Origin of the sequence: Pantoea phytostimulans, from assembly GCF_046118715.1 — a bacterium.
In the GTDB taxonomy this organism is placed as follows: Bacteria; Pseudomonadota; Gammaproteobacteria; order Enterobacterales; family Enterobacteriaceae; genus Pantoea; species Pantoea phytostimulans.
The window spans coordinates 1,029,144-1,050,231 of the sequence record NZ_CP173698.1 but is presented as its reverse complement, the minus strand read 5'-3'; the positions used below and the strand labels follow the sequence as shown (position 1 = coordinate 1,050,231).

General features: G+C 52.7%; 21 protein-coding genes. 7 read left to right on the top strand and 14 right to left on the bottom strand.

What is annotated here, in order from left to right; translation table 11 throughout:
• Positions 1–455: 455 nt before the first annotated feature.
• The 6 genes from ACF2G4_RS05005 (at position 456) to ACF2G4_RS04980 (ending at position 6,835) form a co-directional block, all read left to right on the top strand.
• Complete coding sequence (locus ACF2G4_RS05005; protein ID WP_243077967.1) at positions 456–1,610, top strand: mandelate racemase family protein; 1,155 nt, start codon at positions 456–458, stop codon at positions 1,608–1,610.
• A 162-nt stretch (positions 1,611–1,772) separates the two neighbouring features.
• The gene (locus tag ACF2G4_RS05000; RefSeq protein ID WP_409075945.1) at positions 1,773–3,299 is read left to right on the top strand and encodes an ABC transporter substrate-binding protein; all 1,527 of its coding nucleotides are present in this window, start codon (positions 1,773–1,775) and stop codon (positions 3,297–3,299) included.
• Positions 3,296–4,321, top strand: a complete 1,026-nt coding sequence (locus tag ACF2G4_RS04995; RefSeq protein WP_215846844.1) for an ABC transporter permease — start codon at positions 3,296–3,298, stop codon at positions 4,319–4,321. Before ACF2G4_RS05000 ends, ACF2G4_RS04995 begins: the two co-directional genes overlap by 4 nt.
• Positions 4,318–5,223: an ABC transporter permease gene (locus ACF2G4_RS04990; protein ID WP_243077969.1), complete on the top strand. Its 906-nt coding sequence runs from the start codon at positions 4,318–4,320 to the stop codon at positions 5,221–5,223. The genes ACF2G4_RS04995 and ACF2G4_RS04990 overlap by 4 nt, the downstream gene beginning before the upstream one ends.
• Positions 5,195–6,061, top strand: a complete 867-nt coding sequence (locus ACF2G4_RS04985) for an ABC transporter ATP-binding protein (protein WP_243077970.1) — start codon at positions 5,195–5,197, stop codon at positions 6,059–6,061. Before ACF2G4_RS04990 ends, ACF2G4_RS04985 begins: the two co-directional genes overlap by 29 nt.
• Positions 6,062–6,070: 9 nt before the next feature.
• Positions 6,071–6,835, top strand: a complete 765-nt coding sequence (locus ACF2G4_RS04980) for an ABC transporter ATP-binding protein (protein WP_332627940.1) — start codon at positions 6,071–6,073, stop codon at positions 6,833–6,835.
• Between the two features lie 42 nt (positions 6,836–6,877).
• Here ACF2G4_RS04980 and ACF2G4_RS04975 read toward each other — a convergent pair whose 3' ends face one another.
• Complete coding sequence (locus ACF2G4_RS04975; RefSeq protein WP_215846847.1) at positions 6,878–7,516, bottom strand: RpiB/LacA/LacB family sugar-phosphate isomerase; 639 nt, start codon at positions 7,514–7,516, stop codon at positions 6,878–6,880.
• A 138-nt stretch (positions 7,517–7,654) separates the two neighbouring features.
• Here ACF2G4_RS04975 and ACF2G4_RS04970 point away from each other — a divergent pair, with 138 nt between their 5' ends.
• Positions 7,655–7,990, top strand: a complete 336-nt coding sequence (locus tag ACF2G4_RS04970; RefSeq protein WP_215846848.1) for a cupin domain-containing protein — start codon at positions 7,655–7,657, stop codon at positions 7,988–7,990.
• An 84-nt stretch (positions 7,991–8,074) separates the two neighbouring features.
• Here the strand turns inward: ACF2G4_RS04970 and ACF2G4_RS04965 are convergent, their stop codons facing one another.
• From ACF2G4_RS04965 to ACF2G4_RS04905, 13 genes are all read right to left on the bottom strand, one after another.
• Complete coding sequence (locus tag ACF2G4_RS04965; RefSeq protein ID WP_332627938.1) at positions 8,075–11,179, bottom strand: efflux RND transporter permease subunit; 3,105 nt, start codon at positions 11,177–11,179, stop codon at positions 8,075–8,077.
• Between the two features lie 904 nt (positions 11,180–12,083).
• Positions 12,084–12,584, bottom strand: a complete 501-nt coding sequence (locus tag ACF2G4_RS04960) for a protein disulfide oxidoreductase (RefSeq protein ID WP_409075618.1) — start codon at positions 12,582–12,584, stop codon at positions 12,084–12,086.
• On the bottom strand, positions 12,581–13,303 hold the full coding sequence (locus ACF2G4_RS04955; protein WP_409075617.1) for a DsbA family protein: 723 nt from the start codon (positions 13,301–13,303) through the stop codon (positions 12,581–12,583). The genes ACF2G4_RS04960 and ACF2G4_RS04955 overlap by 4 nt, the downstream gene beginning before the upstream one ends.
• On the bottom strand, positions 13,303–15,303 hold the full coding sequence (locus ACF2G4_RS04950) for a protein-disulfide reductase DsbD family protein (protein WP_409075616.1): 2,001 nt from the start codon (positions 15,301–15,303) through the stop codon (positions 13,303–13,305). Before ACF2G4_RS04950 ends, ACF2G4_RS04955 begins: the two co-directional genes overlap by 1 nt.
• A gap of 44 nt (positions 15,304–15,347) precedes the next feature.
• Positions 15,348–15,701, bottom strand: coding sequence for a hypothetical protein (locus ACF2G4_RS04945; RefSeq protein WP_409075615.1), 354 nt, complete (start codon positions 15,699–15,701; stop codon positions 15,348–15,350).
• 91 nt (positions 15,702–15,792) lie between these two features.
• Complete coding sequence (locus ACF2G4_RS04940) at positions 15,793–16,587, bottom strand: SDR family NAD(P)-dependent oxidoreductase (RefSeq protein ID WP_243077978.1); 795 nt, start codon at positions 16,585–16,587, stop codon at positions 15,793–15,795.
• Between the two features lie 183 nt (positions 16,588–16,770).
• The gene (locus ACF2G4_RS04935; protein ID WP_409075614.1) at positions 16,771–17,214 is read right to left on the bottom strand and encodes a thiol-disulfide oxidoreductase DCC family protein; all 444 of its coding nucleotides are present in this window, start codon (positions 17,212–17,214) and stop codon (positions 16,771–16,773) included.
• Positions 17,165–17,806, bottom strand: a complete 642-nt coding sequence (locus ACF2G4_RS04930; RefSeq protein ID WP_243077980.1) for a glucokinase — start codon at positions 17,804–17,806, stop codon at positions 17,165–17,167. Before ACF2G4_RS04930 ends, ACF2G4_RS04935 begins: the two co-directional genes overlap by 50 nt.
• Positions 17,803–18,240, bottom strand: a complete 438-nt coding sequence (locus ACF2G4_RS04925; protein ID WP_215846854.1) for a PTS sugar transporter subunit IIA — start codon at positions 18,238–18,240, stop codon at positions 17,803–17,805. The genes ACF2G4_RS04930 and ACF2G4_RS04925 overlap by 4 nt, the downstream gene beginning before the upstream one ends.
• A 9-nt stretch (positions 18,241–18,249) precedes the next feature.
• Positions 18,250–18,519, bottom strand: a complete 270-nt coding sequence (locus ACF2G4_RS04920) for a hypothetical protein (protein WP_215846855.1) — start codon at positions 18,517–18,519, stop codon at positions 18,250–18,252.
• A 64-nt stretch (positions 18,520–18,583) separates the two neighbouring features.
• Positions 18,584–19,426, bottom strand: a complete 843-nt coding sequence (locus ACF2G4_RS04915; RefSeq protein WP_215846856.1) for a class II fructose-bisphosphate aldolase — start codon at positions 19,424–19,426, stop codon at positions 18,584–18,586.
• Positions 19,413–20,780, bottom strand: a complete 1,368-nt coding sequence (locus tag ACF2G4_RS04910) for a PTS sugar transporter subunit IIC (protein ID WP_409075613.1) — start codon at positions 20,778–20,780, stop codon at positions 19,413–19,415. The genes ACF2G4_RS04915 and ACF2G4_RS04910 overlap by 14 nt, the downstream gene beginning before the upstream one ends.
• Positions 20,773–21,087, bottom strand: coding sequence for a PTS sugar transporter subunit IIB (locus ACF2G4_RS04905; protein ID WP_215846857.1), 315 nt, complete (start codon positions 21,085–21,087; stop codon positions 20,773–20,775). The genes ACF2G4_RS04910 and ACF2G4_RS04905 overlap by 8 nt, the downstream gene beginning before the upstream one ends.
• Position 21,088 lies beyond the last annotated feature (1 nt).

Here is a 21,088-nt window from a genome sequence, read left to right as displayed (position 1 = left end):
CGTGGAATGTTTATATTTTACGAAAATAACTTATTGATTTTTATATCAATAATATATTTTATTAAAATTTATTATTTATTTAATCCTATTAAAATTTCCGCCCATAAATACGCAGCGGTAAAAGTGATCAGCTTCTTAAATAGCACTTTAAATAATGACAGGAAAAACAGAGATTATTAACGCTTCGCTAACAGGCGTTAATTTTTGAATTAACTGGGGAAAATACGCTGAAAAGTATCACTGCCCAATCTGCTTAAACCCTATCTCTGCGTGCCCTGGCTCACAAAACGCCGCGCTTTCGTGAATGTGTTCACAACGCCTTAGGCAACTGCACACATATTAGTCAGCAATGTTCTTGTTTTGGCTAATGCGTTAATAAAATGTGAAGGCTAGATTATAAAAATGAAACGGCGTTTTATTTATTACGCCAAACGATCAGCTACAGGAGCTTAACCGTGAAGATCAGCGCAATCGATGTCACCCTTTTTACTTATCCTACTCAGCGCCGGTCAGACAGCGCCGGCCACTCTCATCCCGGCCCCGAAACAGATGCGCAAATGGCGTTATTAACGATCACCAGTGATGAAGGGGATTGCGGCTATGCCTTTGCACCTGCCGAAGTGGTGCGTTCACATGTGGTGAATGCCTTTTTTCGCAAAGTACTGATTGGGCAAAACGCCTTTGACCGCGAACGTTTGTGGCAAGATCTAGTGCACTGGCAACGCGGAAGTGCACATCAGCTCACCGAACGCGCGCTTTCTGCCGTTGAACAAGCGATGTGGGATTTAATTGGTCGCAAACTGCAGCAACCGGTGCACAAATTGCTGGGCGGCTATCGCGAGAAGATTCCCGCCTACGGCAGCACCATGTGTGGTGATGAACTGGAGGGGGGATTATCAACTCCTGATGAATATGCACGCTTTGCTGAAAAGCTGGTACAGCGCGGCTACAAAGCGATCAAGCTCCACACCTGGATGCCGCCCGTTTCGTTTGCGCCCAGCACGGCCATGGATATTAAAGCCTGTGCGGCGGTACGCGAAGCGGTAGGACCCGATATTGCGCTGATGCTGGACGGTTATCACTGGTACAGCCGCAGCGAAGCGCTGACCATCGGCAGAGCGTTAGAAAAATTAAATTTCAGCTGGTTTGAAGAGCCGATGGAAGAAGAGAGCATGGCCTCTTACGCCTGGCTGGCTGAAAACCTGTCGATTGATGTGCTGGGACCGGAAAGCCTCGGCGGTAAACATCACAGCCGTGCTGATTGGGTGCGAGCAGGCGCCTGCGACATTTTGCGTGCGGGTGCCAATGGCGTAGGGGGAATCTCAGCGACCATGAAAGTTGCCAGCCTCGCAGAAGCCTTTGGTATGGATTGCGAAGTCCATGGCAATGGCGCAGCCAGCATTGCGGTGGTCGGCGCGATCCGCAATTGCCGCTGGTATGAACGCGGCCTGTTACACCCTTTCCTTGATTACGAACAGCCTCCTGCCTATCTCAACAGCCTGGTCGATCCGATGGATGACCAGGGTTTTGTGCATTTGCCAACCCGCGCTGGATTAGGAGAAGACATTAACTTTAGCTGGATAGAAACCCATACGCTCGAACGCTGGTAAATCGCCATAACCAAGTACGGCAAACAATAATAACCTCTGACCTGCTGGACTGACATTATGAAACTCTACAACCGCTGCGGCGCGTGGCTTGTCACGCTGCTGCTGCTGGCGGGCAGCGCGTCGTTACAGGCGAAAACGCCTGACGATCAGCTGATCGTTGGCATGAACATGAATAACTTGCTCACGCTGGATCCCGCCGCCATGACCGGTAATGAAGTGGTGGGTATTGTGGTGAATCTGTATGACGGCTTGGTTGAACTCGATCCTAAACAACTGACCAACGTGCGCCCTGCACTGGCGGAACGCTGGGAGATCAGCCCGGATAACAAGCAGCTCACCTTCCACCTTCGTGACGATGTCACTTTTCATTCCGGCAATGCGTTGAGCAGTGACGATGTGATTTGGTCAATGCGTCGTGTGCTGCACCTGAATCTGGCGCAAGCATCGGTGTGGAAATCGTATGGTTTCACGAAAGAAAATGTGGATCAGATGATCACCGCACCCGATGCACGCACCGTGGTGATGACCCTGCCGAAACCCAATGATCCCAAGCTGGTGATCTATTCGCTGGCGGCGTTGGGCAGCATGGTGGTGCTGGACAGCAAAACGGTGAAATCGCATGAAGTTAAAGGCGATTGGGGCAACCGCTGGTTAACCACCAACGAAGCGGGTTCAGGTCCCTTCCGCCTTGATGTCTGGCAGGCCAAAGATGTGCTGCGCATGAGCCGAGCAGATCATTACTGGCGCGGCGAGGCAAAAATGTCACGCGTGGTATTTCGCCATTTACAAGAGTCACAAACCCTGCGTTTGATGATGCAAAAAGGCGATCTGGATATTGCCAGCAACATGGCGATTCCCGACGTACGCGCCCTGCGTAACGATCCCGACCTGGCTATCGACGCGGTACAGAAAGGCACTATTTACTATCTGGCGATGAGCATGAAGGATGACCACTTCGCGGATGTCAAAGTGCGTGAAGCGGTACGGTATCTGGTAGATTATCAGGGAATTAATAAAAGCTTGATGACCGGATATGGCGTGCTGCATCAGCGTCCGATTCAGGCAAATATGCCTGCCACCTTGCCCGATCCTGGCTACAAACTGGATGTTGCACGCGCCAAAGCGTTGCTGGCTGAAGCGGGTTATCCCAATGGATTTGACACTACGCTGCGCGTATTAGCTGACCAACCCTTTCTGAACATCGCTATCGCGATACAGTCCACGCTGCTGCAAGGCGGCATCCGCGCCAAAATTGTCACTGGCACCGGTAATCAGATCTACGGCGCAATGCGCGATCGCCAGTTTAACTTGCTGGTGGGCCGTGGCGGCAGCGGCGTTGAACCTCATCCTCACTCCAGCCTGCGTTCGCTGGTCTATAACCCAAACAATGCCGACAGCGCACGCCTGACCAATTTTCAGGGCTGGCGCACCGGTTTCTACGATGCCCAGCTCAATAGCATGATTGATCAGGCGCTGGTCGAGCGCGACAGCACCAAACAGCAGCAAGAATATTTCGCGATTCAACGCCGATATGACCAACTGGTGCCGGCCTTGATGCCGATATCACAAATGGTGGATTCGGTGGTGGTTAATAACCGTGTGCAGGATTATCAGCCGCATCCATCGGCCACCACTTTCCTGCGCGACGTATGGAAAACACCGGATACCTTAGCGGGAGGCCGCCCATGACGCTGACTCAAAACCAGGTTCGCCGCATCAGCAAACGTGGCGTACAGGTGCTTATTACGCTGTTTGGCCTGCTGCTGCTGACTTTTTTCATTGGCCGCGTGATGCCACTGGATCCCGTGTTAGCGATTGTTGGGCCCGACGCTGACAACGCCACTTATCAGCAGGTTTATCAGCAACTCGGCTTCGACAAACCTTTGTGGGTGCAGTTCGGTATCTACCTTAACGCGCTGTTGCATGGCGATTTAGGTCATGCGCTGCTTACCGGCCAACCGGTGGTCAACGATATCCTGCGGGTGTTTCCCGCCACCGTTGAACTGGCCACGTTGGCGATTGTTATTGGCGCCGGATTAGGTGTGCCGTTGGGTGTGCTGGCAGCGGCTCGACGCAACAGCGTGATCGATTACGTCGTACGTGTGATCAGCCTGGCGGGTTATTCCACGCCGATTTTCTGGGTGGGAATGATTGGTTTGCTGCTGTTCTATGCGCATCTGGGTTGGGTGGGCGGCGCGGGCCGGGTTGATTTCAGTCTTGACGGCATTGTGCCGCGCCGTACCGGTTTCATGCTGATAGATGCGCTTATAGCGGGCAACAGCCAGGTGTTTTGGAATGCGCTCAATCATTTGGTGTTACCCGCTTCGCTGCTGGGTTTTCATTCGCTGGCCTACATCAGCCGCATGACGCGCAGCTTTATGCTCGCGCAACTGTCGCAAGAGTTCATTCTTACTGCCCGCGTCAAAGGATTAACGGAATGGCAGGTGATCTGGCAGCACGCCTTCCGCAACATTCTGGTTCAGCTGCTCACGGTGGTCGCCCTCGCCTACGGTTCCCTGCTGGAAGGCGCGGTATTAATTGAAACGGTGTTTTCATGGCCCGGTTTTGGTTCTTACCTGACCGGCAGTTTGATGCTAGGCGACATGAATGCGGTGATGGGCTGCGTGCTGGTGGTCGGCCTGATTTTTGTGATGCTTAACCTGCTCTCTGACCTGCTTTATCAGGTATTTGATCCGAGGACCAAAGTATGACGATCTCCTACGACACGCCTCATGTCAGCGCGACGCGGGAAAAGCTGGCGCGCTGCCAACGCTTTGCTGCGCGTACCGCTCATTTTCTCTGGCGCATGGCCTGTAATCCGCTGACGGCGATTGGCGGCGGCATTGTGCTGGTGCTGTGCATTGTGGCGCTGTTCGCACCCTGGATTGCGCCTTATCACCCGCTGATTCAGGATTTAAATAATGCGTTAACGCCGCCCAGCGCCGAGCATTGGTTCGGCACCGACGAATTTGGTCGCGACATCTTTAGCCGGTTAGTTTGGGGGGCACGCATCACGCTCTACATCGTGTTGCTGGTGTCGATTACTGTTGGCCCGCTCGGGCTGCTGCTGGGCGTGACGGCTGGCTACTTTGGCGGCAAGGTCGACAGCGTGCTGATGCGCGTGACCGACATTTTTATCTCTTTTCCCAGTCTGGTATTGGCGCTGGCGTTCGTGGCGGCGCTAGGTCCCGGCCTGGAACATGTGGTCATTGCGATTACGCTGACAGCCTGGCCACCCATTGCACGTCTGGCACGCGCTGAAACGCTGTCGCTGCGTCAGGCTGACTTTATCTCTGCGGTGCGGCTACAAGGTGCTTCTCCGCTGCGCGTGCTGTGGAAACACATCGTGCCGCTGTGTTTGCCCTCGGTGATTATCCGCATCACCATGAACATGGCGGGTATCATTCTGACTGCTGCTGGGCTGGGTTTCCTCGGCCTTGGCGCACAGCCACCCGATCCTGAATGGGGTGCGATGATCGCCAGCGGCCGCACCTACATGTTGGAATGTTGGTGGGTAGTGACCGTTCCGGGTTTAGCGATTCTGATTAACAGCCTGGCGTTTAACTTTTTAGGAGATGGCCTACGTGACCTGCTCGATCCCCGCAGTGAGTAACGCTTCGCCGTTGCTCGACGTGCGTGATTTGCACGTTAACTTTGTCAACGGACGCCAGACCACCGCCGCAGTGCGGGGCGTCTCCTTTCAACTTGGACAGGAAAAGCTGGCGATTGTGGGTGAATCGGGTTCCGGCAAATCCACCGTGGGCCGTGCGCTGCTGCAACTGCACCCCGCGAAAGCCCGTATTGAAGCCAGCCGCATGCAATTCGGCGATATCGACCTGCTGCGCGCCAGCCCGGCACAAATGCGTGCCGTACGCGGTAAACGCATATCGATGATCATGCAGGACCCAAAATATTCGCTTAATCCGGTGATCCGCGTCGGCGATCAGATCGCTGAAGCCTGGCGCAGCCACCATCGCGGACAACATGCCGCCGCCCGTCAGCGGGCGCTGGAGATGTTGGAGGTGGTGCGCATCCGCGATCCTGAGCGTGTTTACCAACTCTATCCGCACGAAATCTCTGGCGGGCAAGGCCAGCGCGTGATGATTGCCATGATGCTGATTACCGAGCCTGAATTGGTGATTGCCGATGAACCGACTTCAGCGCTGGACGTATCGGTGCGATTGCAGGTATTAGCGCTGCTTGATGACTTGGTAAAAGCACGTGGTTTAGGACTGATTTTTATCAGTCACGATATCAATCTGGTGCGCAGCTTCTGCGATCGCGTCCTGGTGATGTACGCCGGACGGGTGGTGGAATCGCTGGCCGCCAGCGAACTGGATCAAGCGCAACATCCTTACACCCAAGGTTTACTCGCCGCGTTGCCAGATATCGATCATCGCCGTGCGCGCCTGCCGGTGTTACAACGTCACGTTAGCTGGATGAACGGGTAAGGAGTCAAGATGATTACTGTTAACAATCTCAACCTGAGCTTTGGCGAAGATGGCGCGCGTAATCAGGTGCTGTACGACGTTAATCTCAGTGTGAAAGAGGGTGAGATTTTTGGTCTGGTGGGTGAATCGGGTTCTGGGAAAACCACGGTGCTGAAATGTCTGGCGGGCCTGTTTAATCACTGGCAAGGCGAACTGGCGATTAACGCAAAGCCTCTTGATCATCGTATCGATCACACGCGCTGCCGCCTGGTGCAGATGGTGTTTCAGGATCCTTACGGCTCGCTGCACCCGCGTCATACTATTGGCGATATTTTGGAAGAGCCCTTGCAGATTCACGGCATCGGGCAGCGGCAACAGCGGGTGATCAGCATGTTGGAGAAAGTGGGATTGAACCGCGCTTTTCAGACGCGTTATCCGCACCAGCTTTCTGGCGGTCAGCGTCAGCGCGTGGCCATTGCCCGCGCTCTGATTCTTGAGCCGCGCGTGCTGCTGCTGGATGAGCCAACCTCCGCGCTGGATGTCTCGGTGCAGGCAGAAATCCTCAACCTGCTCAGCGACCTGCAACAGCAAGGTAATCTGACCTATTTAATGGTGACGCATGATTTAGGCGTGGTGGCGCATATCTGTCATCGCGTGGCAGTGATGCAGCATGGCAAGGTGCTGGAAACGCTGGATGTTGACACGCTAGTCGCCGATCGGGCGACCATGCCCTACACGCGGATGCTGGTGGACGCGAGTCGTCATTACAATCCGGCGCTGGCGGAACAGGAATAAAAAAACGGGCGGCCTGAGCCGCCCTTTCACTCCGTCACTTATTTACTGCGTCAGCTGACGTACGAAGCTGATGATTTCCTGATTTTGTCCGTGCTCGAACAGGCAATGTTGGAAACGTGGGCCGCTCACTGCGGTGCGCACCAGTTCAGGATCGATAGCGCGCAGCGTATCCAGATAGTTCTCTTTAATCACTGCCGCTTTAACCTGATTCAGCAAGCCAGCGTTACGCACCTGTGGCTCTTTACGCTCAGGTGGATAGCCCAGCCCTTTTTCGCCGGTAAAGGCTTTCTCAAAGATAAAGCGCAGGTTAAGTTCCGCACCCCAGCCAAAGCCTTTGGCAAACGGCAGCGACAGCGCATTACCGTTGTTAATTTGCGCAAAAAGATAGGCGTCCGCAGGATCGATACAGTAGCCACAGACCACACCCGGATGAATATTCAGCGACATCAGTGCGCCTTGTCCGGTGCCGCAACCCGCTACCACAAAATCCACCGCCTGGCTGTTAAGCAGCACGCTGGCTTGAATGCCGAGGTGAATGTAGGTCAGATGGTGATCTTGCTCGTCGCTCATCCCGACGTTAAAAACCTGATGGCCCAATGGCTGAGCAACGCCTTCCAGTTCTTTCACTACGGTGGCGTTTTTAGCCGCCTGGCTATTTTCCATCATTAACGCAATTTTCATGATCTACCCTTAGCATTTAATTGAAACACCGTTTCATTTTAATAAAAAAACGCTAAAGTGCATGGGTTAAATCACCCCATCGCTGTGAGTGCTGTCACAAAACGACCACCGCATGCCCGACCAACATCAGGAGTTCACATGTTTATCTATAAACAAGACCGCCCGCTTGAAGATTTAGGCAATGGCGTTATGCGTCGCCTTTTGGCTCACGGCGGCGGCATGATGGCTGTTGAAGTAATCTTTGAAAAGGATGCGGTTGGTCCTTTACACCATCATCCACATGAGCAGTTAACGTATGTGTTAAGCGGACGTTTCGCCTTTACGATTGGGGGTGTCACGCAGGAAGTCGCTGCAGGCGATACTTTGTATAAAGCACCCAACGTGGTGCACGGCTGTGTCTGTCTGGAAGCGGGAACGCTCCTGGACACCTTCACGCCGCAGCGCGAAGATTTTTTGACCGCCAATACGCAGTAAATCGCGCTTTTGCTGTTTAATCATCTGACTGTTTGCCGCACCTTGAGCCTGCACATGCTCGTACAGGCTTGAGGTTTCAGCGATTTATTTAGCGGATCCATGCCGGGTGAGATAGCGTTTAACCAAGACAAAAAACAGCGGGACGAAGAACAGCGCCAGTACTGTACCGGCTAACGTCCCGCCGATAATCCCGGTGCCTATCGCAATGCGGCTGTTTGCGCCCGCACCTGTCGCAATCGCAAGCGGCACCACACCGGCAATAAAGGCCAGCGAGGTCATCATGATCGGGCGCAGACGCGTTCGGGCAGCCTGTAGCGCGGCTGAACTCAGTGAGCGTCCTTGCCGTACAGCATCTTCTGCGAACTCAATAATCAATATCGCGTTCTTCGAGGTCAGCCCAACCGTGGTTAACAAAGCGACCTGGAAGTAGATGTCGTTGCTTAATCCGCGTAGCGCCACGGCTATCACCGTGCCAAGCACACCCAGCGGCACGGCAAGTAACACAGAAAACGGCACAGACCAGCTCTCATACAGCGCCGCTAAGCAGAGAAACACCACCAAAATGGAGATGGCATACAGCGCGGTCGATTGCCCCCCCGCCTGCTTTTCCTGCAATGAGAGTCCACTCCATGCCCCGGTTGTTCCCGCAGGCAGCGCGTTAGCCAGTCGCTCCATGGTCGCCATCGCATCTCCCGAGCTGTATCCCTCAGCATTTTGGCCCTGAATTTCAAACGCGGCAGAACCGTTATAGCGGTTCAGGCTTTCCGGTCCCATAGTCCAGCGCGTTGACGCAAAAGCAGAGAAAGGCGTCATGCCGCCTTCGCTGTTGCGGATAAACCATTTGTCCAGATCGTTAGGCGCCGATCGATACTGTCCATCACCTTGAATGTAAACGCGTTTGACGCGACCACGATCGATAAAATCATTGATATATGCGCCGCCCCACGCGCTGGTTAACGTATCGGTGATGTCATCCAGCTGCAGACCCAGCGCCACCGCTTTGTTGGTATCAATATCGATTTGTAGCTGTGGCATTTGCGGCAGAATATTTGCCCGCACCGCAGAGAGTGCCGGGCTTTGCGTGGCCTGCTGCAACAACTGATCGCGCAGGTTTTCCAGTTCGCTGCGCGTGGTACCGCCGCTGGCGAGCAGTTCATAGGTAAAGCCGTTGTTCTGTCCCAAACCTGGCACGGACGGTGGCGTCAGCGCGAAGATTTGCGCGTCACGGATTGAGGAAAGCGCATAGGTAGCGCGCCCGGCTATCGCCTCCGCTGAGTTTTCACGTCCCTCACGCTGATCCCAGTTTTTAAGCTTGATAAATGCCATACCGGCGTTTTGCGCCGCGCCGCTGAAGTTAAAGCCGTTGATAGTGAATACCACATCGATATTCTCTTTTTCTTGGGTGAGAAACCAGTCAACAATCTGCTTATTAACCGCTTCCGTTCGGCTGGCTGTTGCCCCGGCTGGCAGCGTTGCCTGTAGCATGATACTGCCCTGATCTTCTGTCGGCAGAAAACTGCCCGGAAGGCGGGTAAACATAAAAAACAGCACCAATCCCATCGCACTGTACAGCGAGATCATGATCAGCGGCCGACGCAGCGTGCTCACGACTTTATGGCGATATTTACGCTCGGTTGCCGCATAAAAGCGGTTAAAACCACCAAAAAATCCTTTTTGATGCGGCTTGCCAGGTTTAAGCAACATGCCGCACAACGCTGGTGTTAACGTCAATGCCACCAGCACGGAAAAAGTCATTGCGGCAATAATGGTGACAGAAAATTGGCGATAAATTACGCCTGTTGAACCGGCGAAAAAAGCCATGGGCAGAAACACCGCCGATAGCACCAGCGCGATAGCAATCAATGCGCCGGAGATCTCTTTCATCGATTTTTCTGTTGCTTCTCTGGCAGGCAAACCTTCGTCATGCATGATGCGTTCGACGTTTTCGACCACCACAATGGCATCATCTACCAGCAAGCCGATGGCCAGTACCATGGCAAACAGCGTCAACGTGTTGATGGTATAACCGCACAGCGCCAACACGCCGAACGTCCCCAATAACACCACGGGCACCGCCAACGCAGGAATAATGGTTGCGCGAATATTTTGCAAAAACAGGTACATGACGACGACGACCAGCACGATAGCTTCAATCAGCGTAATCACCACATCCTCTACGGAAATTTTAATGAAGTCGGTACTGTCCAGCGCGTATGCCACTTCATACCCGGCAGGCATGGAATGTCGATACTCTTCGACTTTCTGCTTAACCAGCGTAGCGGTATCGAGCGCATTCGCGCCCGGTGCCAGCATCACACCGATACCCGCAGCCGGATGTCCGTTGAGACGCGTGGTCATATCGTAAGTTTCACCGCCCAACTCAACGCGAGCTACATCGCCGACACGAACAATCGCACCATTTCTGTCACTTTTTACGATGATATGTCGGAACTGTTCAGGCGTTTGAAGACGCGACTGCGCCCTGACGGTTGCAGTAAGTTGTTGATTATCTGGAGAGGGAAGCCCACCGATTTTCCCGGCAGAGACCTGAATATTCTGCGCGCGAATGGCCGTGGAAACATCCGAGGGTTGCAGTGAATAGGCATTGAGTTTGAAAGGATCAAGCCAGATTCGCATGGCATATTGCCCGCCAAACACCTGAATATCTCCCACGCCTTCTGTCCTTGCCAACGGCTCCTGCATGTTGCTGACCAGCCAATCCCCAATGTCGGTGCTGTTGCTTTTCCCGGTGGTGTCATACAGCCCCATCACCAGCAAAAAGTTTGACTGCGATTTCGTTACGGTCACGCCCAGTTGCTGGACTTCGCTGGGTAATCGAGTCAGTGCCTGCTGCACCTTATTTTGCACCTGAACCTGCGCAGTGTCTGGATCGGTTCCTTGGCTGAACGTGACAGTCACCGAAACGTTGCCCTGTGAACTGCTGCTGGAAGTGAAGTAAAGCAAATTATCCAGCCCGGTCAGCTGCTGCTCAATGACTTGGGTAACGCTGTTTTCTAGCGTCTCGGCCGATGCACCGGTATAGGTTGCGCTGATGTTGACCGCAGGCGGTGCGACGTCAGGGTATTGTTCTACGGGCAACAGGGTAATGGAAAGCGCGCCGAGCAGCATAATCAAGATAGCTATCACCCAGGCAAACACCGGGCGATAAATAAAAAAACGGGAAAACATTCAGTGGGCCTCTTCCTTTTTATCAGGCGGAAACGATACCTACACTCCTGCAGGCTGATTAAGGCTATAGCATTATGAAATTAGCGCGGCATTGTTTACGATTCATTACTGAACAGAAAGGCGCTATGCCTGGTGTATCGTGGAATGACGCTGGCTTTGGATATGTTTTCAAGGGGTTGTTAAGAGAAAAAAGCAGTATAGACCGTAGAAATGATAAAAGCCCTGACTGTGATAGCCAGGGCTTTTAAGGTACTACTTTTTCAACATTTAACATTAATTAACTTAATAGAGACTTACTACTTTCAATACTGCTTTATGAACAAGTTTTCACAGATAATAATGGCTTCTCAGAATCAAACGTCATTATTATTAACGGTTTTAAACCACCTGATAGGCTTTTTTAGAGGCAAAGTCATGTCAGGCCCGGCTAAACTTGCACACCCCATCGCGATATATACTTTTTGATGCGTTGCCTTACTTTCATTACGGCTTTATGAATCAACAAACCCACCCTGCCGTAACGTAAATAACTTAAAAAAACATGGCCTTACATCATCGCGATTTACTACAACTTCAGGAACTTCTCAACGTACTCTTACAGTATAGACCACATCAAACTTTCTGGGCTTGATGTAACGGAAATATATTTTCTCTCTCCGTTGAGTTCTAATTTACCGCTTTTTTTAACAGTGTCAACACTGTTTTTAAAGACATGTTTATATGTTCAGTGTCAAAAATTTAATACTTTAAACGCGCTATGTTGCTGTTATTCAACGTCGAGAACACGTGCCCTGCACCAGCCACTTTTTGTCATATATACACGATGAACGTTTAAGGGGCTGGCACTATTTTTGGACTATTCGACTAAAAACAGGCCGTTAACGCATACAAATAACGTATTGATTTAAAAATGAGCTAACCACAATCGGAATTCAAGCCCCCAGCGACTGGTCCAGCCGCTGGTGCTGCTGGTCACTTTGCCTTTATGCAGCACGATAAAAGTCGGCGTTGCCGCAATATCCCAATGTTGCGTCAGCTCCCCTTTTTCATCATTAATGCCCGGCCCGTTAAGCCCCTTCTTACTCATCCACTGCTGCACGCGTGCGTTGTCACCTGAACGCAGCGCCACATTTAACACCGTCTCACCGTTGGCGATCATCTTTGCAACGCTGGGTGTGGTCAGTTTGCAAATACCGCACCAACTGGCCCAGACGTAAATCAGCAGTGGCTGCGATTCGCTGAGTTCCGCCAAAGAAAGCGGATTCCCCTGCATATCTTTCACCACCAACGTGGCAAAATCATCCGGTAAAGCCGGTGCACGCAAGCGATCAACGCCCCACAGAGCAACGGCAGCAATCAACAATAACCAGACGCCTTCTCGCAGCCAACGCTTGAATCGCATCATTTAGCCGCCTTAAGTGCCGCCTTCACCGCCGTTTCTAGCTGCTCGTAGGGTACCGCCCCACTGATCATGTGATCGCCTACCAGCGTGGCGGGTGTGCCTTGTACACCCAACTGCTGCGCTAAGGTCAGATTCGTGTTGATGGTATCCAGGCTCGTTTTGCTCGGCTCCTGCAAGGTAATGCCCGTTTTTTTCAGCGCGGCTTTAATGCTCGCTTCATCGTGATTGCCTTTTTTCGCCATTAATCGCTCATGCAGCGTCAGGAAGTTTTTCGGCTGCTGCTCCCATACTGTCAGCGCCAGTCGTGCTGAACTGAGTGAGGTTTCGGAGCGATACGGCAGCGGTTTGAAGATCACCGCCACTTGCGGATATTTTTTCATGACGCGCTCAATATCTGCTTCAAATTTTTTACAAAAAACGCAGTTGTAATCGGTGAAATAAACCAGCGTCAACGCGGCTTTCTCAGGCCCCACACGCGGCGAACCGGCGTCGTTATAAATCAGGTCATGATTTTTCACGATCATCTGCTTCACACTATCCTGTTGAGCATGCGCGGCCTGCTTATCAAAAGCATCGGCAGCTTCAGCCAGAATCGCTGGATTCTGCACCAGTGTTTCACGGATCAGTTCTTTGATGCGGGCTTCTTGTTCCGGGGTAAAGGGCGCAGCGGCAAAAGCTGAGGCCGTGCTCAACATCAACGTCAGTAACAGAAACTTTTTCATTATTCTTCCTTGGCATTTTTTAACGTAGAGATCACCGCATCCCGCGATAGCAACGGCGATAAAATGTGGCCTTGCGGTAATGCCGGGCCATAAATTTGATTAAACGGCACCGCGACACTGCCGCGACGTTGCAGGAATTGCCCGATCAGTGGATCGGCATGCGTCCAGTCGCCACGCAGCAGCACGATATCTTCGGCACTCAACGCGTCGCGCACCTCGGCATCTGACAGCACGCGCGATTTGTTCACTTTGCAGGTAATGCACCAGTCGGCCGTAACGTCGATAAATACCCGCTGGTGATTGGCCTGCGCAGCGGCAATCGCCTCTTCACTTAATGGCTGCCAGTTGAGTGCATCGCGTTCAGACGGAACGCGGGTGATTAACAGCCAGGCCGCCGCCAGCGTCACAGTGAAAAACAGCGCAATCGCCTTGTGCAGCGCCCCACACTTAATGAGCCAGCCGACCAGCAGTAGCATCAACCCAGCGGCTGTTAGCATTACCGCGTTGCGTCCCCAGTGGCCCATCAACAAGCTGAGCAGCCAGAAGCAAGCCATCAACATCATCAATGCCAGTACACTGCGCAGATGCACCATCCAACGTCCCGGACGCGGCAAACATCGCGCCACGCCGGGCAACGCCGCCACCGCCAGCCAAGGCAAACTCATGCCAACGCCGAGAAAGAAAAACAGCAGCCAGAGCTGTGGCAGCGGCGCGGTCAAAGCGTAGGCCAGCGCGGTGCCCAGAAAAGGTGCGCTGCACGGCGTTGCCAGCAAAGTGGCAAACGCGCCTTGGGTAAAATGCCCCAGCAAGCCGTTGTTACCGTGCGTCGCCAGACGGGTATTCAGCGAGGATGGCAGCCGTAAATGCAGCAGATCAAACAGGCTTGCGCTGAATAAAAAAGTGACCAACACCATGAAAATCAAGAAGCCAGGGCTTTGGAATTGAATGCCCCAACCCAGCGCCTGACCACTTAATCGCAGCCCGGTCATTAGCAGCGCCAGCAGTAAAAACGAGGCGATAATACCGGCGCTGGAAGCCAGAAATTGCTTCCGCGTCTGAGCGCGGCTCTGCGACTGCTGCTGCACTAGCCCGCTGAGCTTGATCGCTAACACCGGCAACACACAGGGCATGAGATTGAGGATCAATCCACCCAACAGCGCCATCAAGGCGATCACTAAAAAGTGGGTGCTGTCTGACGACAACAGCGCGTGTTGGCCCAGTATCGTTTCGCTCTGCTGAGCAATCCCGCCGTCGGCAATCACCAGTGACACGATTTCACCGACCAACTCCGGCGCGTTATCGCCCCACTCATCGCTGACCGGTACTCGTGCCTCCAACACCGTGCCATCAACATTGATGATCGGTTTACCCATCATTGCGCCGGCAGGATTATCAAAAAACAGTTCAGGCTGTTGCCATCCTGCCTGGCGCTCGGCACGAATTTGCACTTCATTCGCGACGTAATGGGCTTGCAGCTTGTCGGTCAATCCCGATGACACGGGAACCTGGCCCATCGCGCGGGCATAGTCAGTGGCAAACGCTCTCTGAGCGGGCTGCGTGAGATCCAGCGAAAAAGCGTAGTCAGTGAGGATACAGACGTTGGAACAGGTAGATAACGTGAGCGTCCCCGCCAGGCGGTTGCCTTGCAGATTACTGATGGCTAGCGGCAAACTAACATCGCCGTGATAACCCTGGGTGGTCAGTCCTGAGACATCAAAGCGGGCGGGTGTTGGCCAATACCAGCGGCTTTGAAGGGTGGATTGCTGCCAGCGAATGGTTGGCGCAACACCGCCTTCGCCTGGCGTACGCCAGTAAGTTTTCCAGCCCGATTGCAGCCGAATATCCAGTAGCACCTGTTGCGTATTGTTGTGTGGCGCGCTGCGCAGCCGTACTTCTGCATGCGAGTTCTGCGCATCACGCAGCCAGCCACTGTCTGCCGCATGCACCGCTGGCAAACTCACCGCCAGCAGCAGTAGCAAGCTTCTGATAAAAATAGTCATGATGTTCTCCGAAAAAGTGAATTAACGCGGGATAAGCGCGCGTATCACAGTCGGAAAACGCAGAAAGTCAGATGTCGCCGTCGAGGCGCTCGCGGAGAAGAAAGTGTAAGTGCACTGCGCAAAATCGGCAGCGTAATAGCGTGGGACATTACCCACAGCATCAGTAAAACAGGCAAGGCGAGATCGAGTAGCGGCGTATGGCCAGGCAAAGATTTTGCACTGAGCGCGCAACGGCTTTCGCCCACCAGGCTTTCATTCGTTTGCGAAGCGGAGAGAGTTGGCTGAGCAGGTACAGGTGGATTCACCACGCGCTGCACCGTTCTTTCAACCACGCAAAGCGCCAGCAGCAGGCAAGCCACTACTAAAATCCATTTTGCGCGCTGTTGCGAAATCTTCATGATCGGGTCCAAAAGAAAAGTGTGCTTATGGTATGCATTCTGACCCTAAGCACAACCCGTCGCTGTGTAAACTTTTGTCGAGTTAACGTCATCAGACGATATCGTCAACCACTCCCCCATCTACACGGAGTGCTGCACCCGAGGTCGCCGATGACAAAGGTGAACAGACATAAACCACCATGTTTGCCACCTCCTCTACCGAGGCAGCGCGCTGAATGACTGAGCTAGGCCGTTGCGCCATGACAAACTCTTTCGCCAGCGTTTCGAGTGATTTACCGGTGCGTTTTATTTCATCTTCCATCATGCTGGCGAAGCCGTCTGACAGCGTTGGTCCCGGTAAAACGCTGTTCACGGTGACGCCCGATCCCGCCACAAATTTAGCCAAACCGCGCGCCAGCGCAAGCTGCGCGGTTTTGCTCACTCCGTAATGCACCATGTCTGCTGGAATATTACGTGCTGATTCAGAAGAGATAAACACCACGCGGCCCCAGCCTTTTTCGACCATGTGAGGCAATAAAGCACGCGATAAACGCACGCCAGACATGACGTTGGTTTGCCAGTATTGTTCCCAAAGCGCGTCATCGATGTCATAGAAATCTTTTTGCCCGTAAATGCCCGCGTTATTGACCAAAATATCGATCTCCGGCAAGCCTTTCAGAAGCGTGTCCACGCCTTGCGCGCTGCCGAGATCGGCAATGGCACTGTGAATTTTCACGCCCGGCACGGCGGCATTCAGCTTCTGCTGCGCGTGAGCGAGGGTGGCCTCGCTGCGTCCGTTGAGCACGATTTCTGCGCCGCATTCAGCTAACCCTTGTGCAATAGCAAAACCAATGCCGCCCGTTGACGCGGTCACCAGGGCGACTTTTCCGCTGAGATCTATTTTCATGCTGCACTCCTGTAAGTGGCTAAAGAATCGATTTTCTTGGTAAGAGCCTGGCTGAAAGAGAGAAAACAGCATTGTTCGAACATGCTTTGTAACCCATCTTGCTGGCCGGTTACAAAACGTTGAGCCTTTTGAAGACCCGTTCAACAGCAGCAGAAAACGCGGACCGATTCCCCGTCAGCAAACCTATTCAGCGCTTTTTTCTTTTTGATGCAGAAAACGGCCCGGATAGTCGGGTGTAAGACTATGCTGGCTGTCGTAGCGGCCAAACAGCTTGTAGCGATTGAGGGCGATGCGGTCGTAGGCGAAGTTGCTGATGCTGTCGGGAAAGTGGCGCAGCACGCTGAGAAAGCGCCACGGCGCAGCCATTTTCTGCATAACGCGGAACACCGCTTGCGCCCGCAGCCAATGCTGTTGATCGGCAATATAGACAATGGTACTGACATTTTCTTGCGGTAAACCGGCCCACTTCAACAAGGTTTTACCCTCTTCACTTTGCACTGAGGCAAAACGAACCTGCCGCGCCACACGATGACGCAGCAGGAAATTTACCCAGCCATTACAGAGTTTGCAGACGCCGTCATAAAGCACGACGCTCTCGCCCGGTTGCAGATAAGGCGGTGGTGACATGATCATCCTCTTTCACGCGTTCACTCAGAGGAAAAGTGTAGCCTGTTGTCGCAAGTTGGTGGCGCAACCATTTAACGGCGCGTAGCTGATCGGCCTCTTGCGAACCCACGCGTAATACCGGCCCAAGCGCCATCGGCTGGGCTTGCTCCGCCAACCGCCGCAGCTCAGGTAAGTATTCCGCTCCCGGATGGCCTGGCATACGTTGCGCGAGTCTGGATTGATAGCGCGCCACCGCTTCATCAGGGGTAATTTGCAGCCACAGCTCCAGCACTTCGCTTACGCCCGCCTGCTGCAACCCCTGCTCCAGCACATGTTTAGGCTGAAAACCAAACCAGGCATCAATTAGAAAAATGCACTCTGCAGGTGCCTGACCGACTATTTGCCAAATCGCCTGATAGGCCGCGCAGCCCAGCTGCCGATTGCGCTGGCGATCCACGGGCGCGAAGCTGGCCATAAAAGGCTCTTTCACGCTGTCGAGAGTCAGCACCGGCAAACCAAACTGCTGCGACATCAGCCGGGTTAAGGTGCTTTTACCCGAGGCAGGAATGCCGTTTATCAGCACCACACGTTTTAGGGGAGTTTCATGGGTCATAAGATGGCGATGACCTCCGCGACGCTGCTGGCCTGACGTAAGCGAACCAGCGTATCCTCATCCTCCAGCAACGATACAATGGCGCGAATGCCCTCTTCGATATGCGCATTGCTGTCGCGCGCGCCAAACATAATGACAATATCGGCCTTGTCGCTGCCTTCAAATGAGATCGGCTCAGAGAGCAAAATCATACTGAAACAGTCGCGGATCACACCGGTTTCGGGTCGGGCATGGGGAATCGCAATCCCCTCTTCAAATACGTAATAGGCGCCGTGCGTTAGGGTGTTGGCAATTACCGCTTCCGGGTAAGAGGCTTTGACGTAGCCTCCGCTGACCAGCGGTTGCGCCGCCATAGCGATAACCTGACGCCAATCCGTGGCGTCGATGCCGACCTGAATCGCGTCTGCCTCTTGCAATAACTGTTTAATCGTCATTACGGCTCCTTAAATCGATTTGCGAACAACATTGCGCAATTCATCGATTTTGACAAACAGCGGATCAATTTCATTGCGATAACGTCGACTTTTCGCAAATACCGTTAATGCACGGTTATATTCCAGCATTAATTGTTTCTGCGTTTCGCCATCGCGTGGATTAATAGCCAGCTTGTTTTCTAATGCCGTTATTTTCTCACGGCTTGATTCAGCCAGACGATCCTGCTCTTCCTCTTGCTGGCTATTATTTGTCGCACTCTTTTTCATGAATCCAAACATAGCGTCTCCCGCCCCGAATGGTGCCGGGGCACCTCAGGTTAATGCATCATTTAGGATTAAAAAATTAACGGAATAACTGCATCTTCTCGACTAATACACTCGTGACTGCATCATTAGCCGGGACGAGAAAATTACGTACGCTGTCGTTCACTTTGCCTTTTTCAAAGGTATTTTTGCATTGGCTTACCCATTGAACATTCATTTCCGTGCCGACATTCACCTTTTCAATACCGCTGCGGACGGCTAACCGCATATCTTCATCACTGACGCCAGTGCCACCGTGTAACACCAGCGGCGTGCGCGTCGCCTCGGTGATCTCAGCTAAACGTTGATGCTGAATGTGCGCCTTGCCGGTGTACAAGCCGTGAACCGTGCCAATAGAGATAGCCAGCATATCCACGCCGGTTTCATCGACAAAACGCTTGGCGTCATTCACGGTGGTGAACGCAATCTCCTCCATCGCCACCACTTTGCCATCTTCCGACCCGCCAATCGCGCCCAGTTCTGCTTCAACAGAGACATTTAATGGCCGCGCCATATCAATCACTTTACGAGTATTCGCAATATTCTCTTCGATGGATAAATGCGAACCGTCATACATCACAGAACTGAAGCCGGTATCAATTGCCAGTTGAATGGAGTCGAGGTCAGAACAGTGATCTAAATGCAAACAGGTTGGAACATTTTTACTTTCTGCCAGCGATTTAATCGCATCAACCAATAATCTGTGCCCAAGATATTTTGCGGTGCCGGTCGAAATCTGAATCATTAATGGGCTGTTGGTTTTTTCCGCCGCTTTGAAATAAGCGGGCAACATCTCAAGGCAATGTAAATTAAACGAACCAACAGCTTTGAATTCACGGTCTTTAGCGATATGTAACAGCTCGGCGAAATTATAAAGTTTCATGAATTTTTTCCTCTTGCGGCTTAGTGGGTTTTCCGTTAACAAACCAGGCAATAGCGGTAATAAAGGCAATAAACAGGGCGACGAACAGCCAGTTATTTTGGAACGCATGTCCCAGAACCAAACCGGTGCTGATGACATCGGAATCGCTGAAGGTGACACCGGTGAAGCCGTAGCTTTCCAGCATCGGGACCAGAATTGCAGGCAGAAGGGTAATAAACAGACCGTGAACGAAGCCGCCGATTATCGCACCACGACGTCCGCCCAACGCATTGCCAAACACGCCTGCGGTGCCGCCTGCAAAGAAGTTGGTCAGCAGGCCTGGCAGGATCATCGCCAACCCAAACATCGGGAAGACGATCATGCCGACCACCGAGCCCACCGTGGTGGCCAGGAAGCCAACAATCACGGCATTCGGTGCATACGGGAACATCACCGGGCAATCAAGTGCCGGTTTGGCATCAGGTACCAGACGCATGGCGATGCCACGAAACGCAGGAACTAACTCGTTAAGCAGGAGACGCACGCCGCTGTACAGCACAAACACCCCAGCAACGAACTGGATAGACTGCATAAACGCATACATCAGGTAGTTCATGCCGTTGCTGTATTGCGCGATAAATGCCGGGCCTGCGGCGACAGCCGGAATCAGGTACATCGGCACCATCACCACCGCCATCGCTAAGTAAGTGTCTTGCAGAAACTTGAAGTTGTCTGGCAGCTTGAGGTCTTCGGTTGAGCGCGATCCTTTGCCGACCACTTTCGCCACCGCCGCCGTCACCAGATAGCCAATGGTGCAGAAGTGACCGAGCGCGACATCGTCAGAATCCGTAATACGTCGTACCACCGGTTGTGCCAGCGCAGGCATAACCACGGCCATGATGCCGCCAAAAATGCCGCCAGTAAGGATCAGAGGTAAGCCTGTCAGCCCCGCTTTATAACCGATGACAGCGCCAATTGTGGCCATCCACAACAACGCTTGTCCGGTCAGGAAGATATATTTGAACGGGGTAATGCGCGCAATGATAATGTTGACGATGAAAATCACCAGCAAGGTCAGTGCCACTTCAGAACCCAGTTCGCGGTTCGCTAACCCGGCGATGGCAGCCACATCGGTGATATAACCCTGCATGCCAAAGCCGTGCGTAAATATGGTGTTCAGGAAGGTTAATGTGCCGACAATGATATTAATACCGGCCATCATAATTAAGAACCCCAGCAGGGTTTTAAAGGTGCCTTCCACCACCTTCCCTGCAGATTTTTTTTGCAGCAGCAGACCAATCAGGGCAATAAAGGCGATCAGAATTGATGCCTGCCCTAATAAGTCTTTTACCAGGAAATCAATCACACTATTCATGGCTAGGAACCTTCATGTTGTGTTCTTTTAAAAACGCCACGAGCTTCTCCTCAATTTCCGTTTTATCGGTGAGCTTATTGAGAATAATGACGCGTTTAATCTGTTCCGGGCTGGCGTCGGCATTCAATACATCAGCAAAGGCTTTTTGCGTCAGAATGATGTCGGATTTAAAGGCGTTGGCTTCAGATATTGTGGTGTGATCAATATCCGCTTCAATTTCCAGTTTCTTTAATACCGATTTAGCGCTCATCTCAATTGCAAAACTGGATCCCAGACCGCAACCACAAACACATAAAATTTTCAGCATG

Bases quoted from the DNA above. Each gene is read 5' to 3' on its own strand.
- ACF2G4_RS04915 (WP_215846856.1), bottom strand. From the start codon at position 19,426: ATGAAACTTTATAATTTCGCCGAGCTGTTACATATCGCTAAAGACCGT.
- ACF2G4_RS04995 (WP_215846844.1), top strand. From the start codon at position 3,296: ATGACGCTGACTCAAAACCAGGTTCGCCGCATCAGCAAACGTGGCGTA.
- ACF2G4_RS04945 (WP_409075615.1), bottom strand. From the start codon at position 15,701: ATGAAGATTTCGCAACAGCGCGCAAAATGGATTTTAGTAGTGGCTTGC.
- ACF2G4_RS04960 (WP_409075618.1), bottom strand. From the start codon at position 12,584: ATGATGCGATTCAAGCGTTGGCTGCGAGAAGGCGTCTGGTTATTGTTG.
- ACF2G4_RS04950 (WP_409075616.1), bottom strand. From the start codon at position 15,303: ATGACTATTTTTATCAGAAGCTTGCTACTGCTGCTGGCGGTGAGTTTG.
- ACF2G4_RS04940 (WP_243077978.1), bottom strand. From the start codon at position 16,587: ATGAAAATAGATCTCAGCGGAAAAGTCGCCCTGGTGACCGCGTCAACG.
- ACF2G4_RS04905 (WP_215846857.1), bottom strand. From the start codon at position 21,087: ATGCTGAAAATTTTATGTGTTTGTGGTTGCGGTCTGGGATCCAGTTTT.
- ACF2G4_RS05000 (WP_409075945.1), top strand. From the start codon at position 1,773: ATGAACATGAATAACTTGCTCACGCTGGATCCCGCCGCCATGACCGGT.
- ACF2G4_RS04965 (WP_332627938.1), bottom strand. From the start codon at position 11,179: ATGTTTTCCCGTTTTTTTATTTATCGCCCGGTGTTTGCCTGGGTGATA.
- ACF2G4_RS04930 (WP_243077980.1), bottom strand. From the start codon at position 17,806: ATGACCCATGAAACTCCCCTAAAACGTGTGGTGCTGATAAACGGCATT.
- ACF2G4_RS04935 (WP_409075614.1), bottom strand. From the start codon at position 17,214: ATGTCACCACCGCCTTATCTGCAACCGGGCGAGAGCGTCGTGCTTTAT.
- ACF2G4_RS04970 (WP_215846848.1), top strand. From the start codon at position 7,655: ATGTTTATCTATAAACAAGACCGCCCGCTTGAAGATTTAGGCAATGGC.
- ACF2G4_RS04975 (WP_215846847.1), bottom strand. From the start codon at position 7,516: ATGAAAATTGCGTTAATGATGGAAAATAGCCAGGCGGCTAAAAACGCC.
- ACF2G4_RS04955 (WP_409075617.1), bottom strand. From the start codon at position 13,303: ATGAAAAAGTTTCTGTTACTGACGTTGATGTTGAGCACGGCCTCAGCT.
- ACF2G4_RS04910 (WP_409075613.1), bottom strand. From the start codon at position 20,780: ATGAATAGTGTGATTGATTTCCTGGTAAAAGACTTATTAGGGCAGGCA.
- ACF2G4_RS04980 (WP_332627940.1), top strand. From the start codon at position 6,071: ATGATTACTGTTAACAATCTCAACCTGAGCTTTGGCGAAGATGGCGCG.
- ACF2G4_RS04920 (WP_215846855.1), bottom strand. From the start codon at position 18,519: ATGTTTGGATTCATGAAAAAGAGTGCGACAAATAATAGCCAGCAAGAG.
- ACF2G4_RS04990 (WP_243077969.1), top strand. From the start codon at position 4,318: ATGACGATCTCCTACGACACGCCTCATGTCAGCGCGACGCGGGAAAAG.
- ACF2G4_RS04925 (WP_215846854.1), bottom strand. From the start codon at position 18,240: ATGACGATTAAACAGTTATTGCAAGAGGCAGACGCGATTCAGGTCGGC.